4 protein-coding genes are annotated in these 5622 nt (G+C 56.8%); 2 read left to right on the top strand and 2 right to left on the bottom strand.

Features of this window, described 5'->3' with window-relative positions; translation table 11 throughout:
* Together Q0H50_RS08085 and Q0H50_RS08080 are read left to right on the top strand one after the other, a co-directional pair.
* Positions 1 to 926: acyl-CoA dehydrogenase (locus Q0H50_RS08085; protein WP_294421236.1), on the top strand; the 926-nt coding region annotated here is incomplete at its 5' end.
* A gap of 222 nt (positions 927 to 1148) precedes the next feature.
* Positions 1149 to 2045 (top strand): LysR family transcriptional regulator, encoded by an 897-nt coding sequence (locus Q0H50_RS08080; protein WP_294421234.1) that lies wholly within the window; start codon positions 1149 to 1151, stop codon positions 2043 to 2045.
* 80 nt (positions 2046 to 2125) lie between these two features.
* On the opposite strand, the gene Q0H50_RS08075 is transcribed toward Q0H50_RS08080, so the two are convergent.
* Together Q0H50_RS08075 and Q0H50_RS08070 are read right to left on the bottom strand one after the other, a co-directional pair.
* The gene (locus Q0H50_RS08075; RefSeq protein ID WP_294421232.1) at positions 2126 to 3379 is read right to left on the bottom strand and encodes an MFS transporter; all 1254 of its coding nucleotides are present in this window, start codon (positions 3377 to 3379) and stop codon (positions 2126 to 2128) included.
* 436 nt (positions 3380 to 3815) lie between these two features.
* Positions 3816 to 4985, bottom strand: coding sequence for an acyl-CoA dehydrogenase family protein (locus Q0H50_RS08070; RefSeq protein WP_294421230.1), 1170 nt, complete (start codon positions 4983 to 4985; stop codon positions 3816 to 3818).
* Positions 4986 to 5622 lie beyond the last annotated feature (637 nt).

Genomic DNA, 5622 nt, shown 5'->3' with positions numbered 1-5622 from the left:
ATGCTGCCGACATGAACTGGCGCATCCTTGACGACTACGGCACCGACGAGGTCAAAGCCGAGCTGATGGGCAAGTTCCAGGATAAGACCGTGTACTGCAACTTCGCCATCACCGAGCAGACCGGCGGCACGGGCGCCGACCTGCACACCACCGCTATCAAGAACGCCGACGGCAACTACGTCCTGAACGGCGAGAAGTGGCTGATCAGCCACACCGACTGCTCCGATTACACCTACGTCATCGCCGTGACCAACCCCGATGACGACAAGGACACCCGCCTGTCCGGCTTCCTGGTCCCCAACAACGCCCCGGGCTTCGAGATCGTCCCCATGCCCCATATGATGGGCTGCCGCGGCGCCGGCCATGCCGGCCTGAAGTTCACCAACCTGGTGCTCGAACCGAAGTACCTGCTTGGCAAGGAGGGCCAGGGCATGGAGATCGCCATCCACTCCCTGTCCGTCTCCCGCGTGCACATCGCCATGTCCAATCTTGGCATGGCCCAGCGCATGCTCGAGATCTCGCTGAAGCGCGCTAACGACCGCATCACCTTCGGCAAGCCGATTGCTTCCCGTCAGATGATCAAGGCCAAGATCGCCGACATGCAGAAGATGATCCATGTCCTGCGTTGCGCCATCTACGACTTCGCTCGCGACTTCAACAAGGATCCGCACAACGAGTACGTCACCGAGAAGGCCGCTATCTGCAAGCTGTTCTCCATCGACACCGTCAAGCTGGTGTCCGACGAGATGCTCGAGATCTTCGGCGGCGACGGCTACTTCGAGGATTGCCCCTACGGCCCCACCGAGCGCCTGTATCGCGACTGCCGCGCCATGTGGCTTGAGGAAGGCGCTCCCTGCGTCCAGCGCATCACCATCGCCCGCGAGTGCCAGAACCACGGCGGCAAGATCGAGTACACCTTCGACTAAGCCATACCCTCCTGGAACCGGAAACTCCTTTAGGCCGGTTCCAGGGTCCAAGCCTAAGCGCTTGCCTTCAGCTTGTGCGAGAAGCCGTCCTTCGGGGCGGCTTTTCGCGTTGACACATGAAGCAATCCTGCACCCCACCGAGATTTGCAGCACTCGAACGCCTGCAATGCATTACAGTTGCTTTATAAGCTCACACGCGAGCGCTACATCCCGGAGGCGCCTATGAACCTGTCACAGCTATACTATTTTCGCAAGCTGGCCGAGGTCAAGCACTATACGCATGCGGCCGAGGAGCTGTTCATCTCGCAGCCGACGCTTTCGAATTCGATCTCGCAACTGGAAAAGGAACTGGGCATCCCTCTGTTCAAGCGAGAGGGCCGAACCATCAAGCTGACGCGCTATGGGGCGGAATTCTACGAATATGCGACAGAGGCGCTCAACGCCCTGGAGAAGGGCATTGCCCTTGCAAAGGAACATGCAGGCTCCCCTACCGGAAGCATCGATATAGGGGCCATCTACACCATCCAGAGCGACTATCTCCCCGCGCTCATCAAAGGCTATCGCGAGGCATACGGCAGAAGCGCTCAAGTAAACGTGTTCCAAGGCTTGACGCTCCCCCTGATCGAAGACCTGGAGAACGATCGCTACGAGCTTGCGTTCACCGCATACGTGCCCGATAAGGCCACCCTTACCTTCATCCCCGTGCTCACGCAGCAGCTCGTTGCCGTGGTGCATCGCAGCGACAAGCTGGCATGGAGCAAGAACCTCAAGCTTGAGGACCTGCGCGGGCGCGAGGTGATCACTTACCCGCCCAACACGCCCATAGGCGCCGAAGTGGCCCAGCTCATGAAAACCCACGGCATCACGCCCTATCACACAAGCGCCAACGACGAGATCACCTTGGGATCGATGGTGGACAGCACCACGGGAACCGTGGGGTTGGCGCTCAACACGATCGGGCTCTCCCCTTTCCGCGAGCTTATCACCAAGAAGCTGACTCAAATCGACGATGACTTCCACACCGTATGCTTGACCTTTAAAACTGCGTCCTACAAAACGCGGGCTGTTGAGAACTTCATCGAGTTCACCCGAAGCTTCGAATGGGATTCCAAACGCTGAAAAAGCCGCCCCACACGGGGCGGCTTTTTCTGTAGGCAACGGGTTTTGCCGATGCCTGTGACGATTTCAGCGAATGCCGATTACTCGGTCCACTGCTCCTGCAGGCCCTTCATCTTGCTGAAGCAGAAGATGCCGAGCAGCAGGACGACGACCAGAAGCACGATGGCGACGGTGAACAGCATCGGGTAGTTCTTGCCGAACAGAGCCCAGAACGGAGCACCAATAGCGCCGACGATGTTGACGAACATGGAGACGCGGGAGTAGATCTCGGGGTACTCGCGCTGGCCGAACAGCTGACGGACCAGGATGGGCACGAGCACGACGCAGCTGGCGAAGAAGAAGCCGTAGACGGCGGCGCCAGCGTACAGGACCATGGTGGAACCGGTGCCGAACCACACGAGCAGAACGCCGATGATGCCGGTGGCGCAAGCAGCCAGGAAGCTGACCTTGGAGTTCTTGTCAGCGCACACGCCCAGGGCGAGCTTGCAGACAGCCTGGGAGGCCATCATGACGGTTGCCATGGTGACGCCCACGGCCAGCATGGTGCCGGTGCCGTCGTCGAGGGACTTGGTGTACTTCGGGAACTGCTGGGCAACGATGGTCAGCAGGTTGATGATGCCGGCCAGCAGGAACACGGCATAGAAGGCGACGGACTTCATGGCCTTACCGGCATCCAGACCGGCAGGCTTGCCGGAAGCGGTCTGCGGAGCACCATAGGGCAGGCAGCCGCACTCCTCGGGAGTGGAGCGGATGCACAGCAGGGTGAACGGCAGGGAGGTGACCAGGGCAGCGATACCCCAGATCATGTAGATGGTCCAGATGTCCATGCCGGAAGCGTTCAGAGCATTGAAGACCTGCAGCCAGATTGCGCCGCCGATGCCGGTGAAGGCCATGCAGGCGCCGATGATGGTGCCGGAGTTCTTGTTGAACCACTTGTTGCACAGCGTAGGAACGGCCAGCCACAGCAGACCGACTTCGCCAAGGCCCATCATAAGACCGGCAACGTAGAAGATCCAAAGGGTCTTCACGATGGAGATCAGGATGAAGCCGAGGCCGACGAGCAGCGCGGAGGCGGACAGCACGATACGGATATCGGTCTTAGCCAGCAGCTTGCCGATGAACGGCGCCGAGAAAGCCTCGGCAAGATACAGAACGGTGATGTAGAGCGCCCACGTAGCCGTGTCAACGCCCAACTGCTCAGGCACGACTGCCTGGAATGCGCTCCAGGTCGAGAAGACCAGAGCCGAGCATCCGAACGTGATCATGATGCCCGAGATAACGATGAGAATGTGACGCACGCTCATCTTATCCGTGTACTTAGCGGTTTCGCTCACTTTCTTCCTCCTTAGTGAAAAGCAAGACGAGTGCTTCCGCTTCGAGGGGGCCAGAATTCCCTCAAAGCGGAAGCGTCTTGGATTAACTCCATAAAACGTTGCCGATCCAAGAACAAATTCGCTAAGTATAATCCGCTGAATCTGCATATAAGGTTACGGTCAGTATTTCGGTTTTGTCCATCAACCTATAGATAGTGACTATCGGTTGTTCGATCATGCGGGTAACTTGCATAGGTTTTTCGCCCATTTCTATAGATTACGGGTTGCAATCCATAGAAATGGGAATGGGCTGCTTAAAGTTCGCTTTGGTTGTTACAAGAGTCCGGAAACGTGCGCAAACGCTCGGTTAACGGTTGCGTGCGTGGAACATACCCATCGCACATTAAAAAGGAGCGGCAAAGCCGCTCCTTTTTAATACTCCTGATATCGAATACCGCTAGCCATCCACACGCGAAGCGTACTTGGACATGATGAGCGGAGCGGCGATGTATACCATAATCTGGTCGGTGCCTTCGGCGATCTGGAACCCTCGGCAATCCTGCCAAATCGAGCTGATACGCTCATGAGTGGTATATCCACGTCCACCGAGAATCTGCATCGCGTCGCTGGCAACCTCGGTAGCGGCACGGGGAACGTAGCGCTTCATAAGGGCAACAGTCAGACGCTCATGGCACCCATGGTCGAATTCCCATGCAGCCTTATATACCAAATGCCGCATGTTGACGAGCTTGACCTCCATATCGGTGAGCATCTCCTGCACCTGCTGGAAGTCGGACACGCTCTTACCGAAGGCCTTGCGCTCCCCTGCCCACTTCACCGCATCATCCATGGCGGCTTGAGCCAAACCTAACGCGGTCGCACATGCGAAAACGCGGCCATATTCGAAAAACCCTAGCAGCTGAGGGAATCCACGAGCCGGACCGGAAAGCCTCCAGCTCTCATCCAACCGAACATTATCGAATTGGATGTGCGCAAAAGGCAGCATTTCCTGACCGATCTTGTCCTCAGGCACCGCGGAGATGCCCGGAGCGGAGCACGGGATCATCCACATGGACAGGGCGGGATGCCCGCCTTCTTTGGGCGCATCTTCGTCGATAGCCGCCACAAGCAACGCGGGAGCATATTCACCATTGTTCACGAACAGCTTCTCGCCGTTCATGGTCAACACCCCGTCAACGGTGCGCACGCGCGTGCTCATGCTCATGGTGTCGGAGCCTGCGGAGGGCTCGGAAACCGCGAACGCGAAAGCCAACCGCCCCGTATTCTGATACTCCATGCGGATAGGGTCGGTTTGCGCAGGGCTGGCGAACGCCTCAAGTATCTGCAATTGCAGAAAATCGTTCTGGAACGGCAGCGTGGTGCCCGAGATGCGGGAGAGCTCTTCAAGAACGAGAACCTGCGCCAGCATGTCATAGTTCACATGGTCACGGCGATGGATGACGCCGAACCCGTTGAAATCAAGGTTCACGAAATCGCGCACGACCTCATCCGGCAACCCCATATCGGAGCGCCACTGGGCAACGTTGTCCGCATTGAAGTATTTGTCACCGAACGCGCGCACGTGCTCGATAAGCACGCGATCGGCCTCGCTCAGACGAAAATCCATGCCAACCCCCTAACAATAGTTCCGCCTGCTAAATCATGACAAAGCAATGATACCGAGCAAATAGCCCGAAACCCAGCACGAAACTGATGACCGATACCACAATAGCTGGATTCTGTCCGGATAATTCACCGAAACGCGCTTAAGATGCGCCATTGCGCACCCAGCTCTTCGCTTTGCAAAACTGCCTTTTCAAACATGTCAAGGCGCAATCGCCAGATACTTGATAGACGGTATCTATAGGTTTGGAGTAGAACCAAGATGCAAGCAATACTCGAATTGCTCACTCTCCTGCTTTTGGGTATTTTAATCTCATTTTCCGGGCCAGATTCAACGACTTGAGCAAATTCTCTCCTTCCAACAATCATATGGTTCACCCAGTTCGTCCAGTATGTATAGATAGTGGTTATGAATCGACCGGGTTTCTCAAAGCTGAACGAATTAGACGCAGACAATGCCACGGCGCACAATGAGGGCACAAGCTGAACTGCAGCGAGGAAGCGAAAGCTGACGAACCGCAGTTCAACAAGGTAAGCGCTTAGGTAACCTTAAGGAGGGTTCACATGAGCAAATTGTCCAAGGAGCAGTTCGAGGCCTACCTCGAGCAGATCAAGAACCTGGCCGAGGGCCCGTTCGAGGA

The sequence above is a fragment of the uncultured Senegalimassilia sp. genome, assembly GCF_934632265.1.
Lineage (GTDB): Bacteria > Actinomycetota > Coriobacteriia > Coriobacteriales > Eggerthellaceae > Senegalimassilia.
This window is presented reverse-complemented; position numbering and strand designations above follow the sequence as displayed.

Excerpts from the sequence above, each read along its gene's own strand:
- Q0H50_RS08080 (WP_294421234.1), top strand. The coding sequence starts at position 1,149 with ATGAACCTGTCACAGCTATACTATTTTCGCAAGCTGGCCGAGGTCAAG.
- Q0H50_RS08070 (WP_294421230.1), bottom strand. The coding sequence starts at position 4,985 with ATGGATTTTCGTCTGAGCGAGGCCGATCGCGTGCTTATCGAGCACGTG.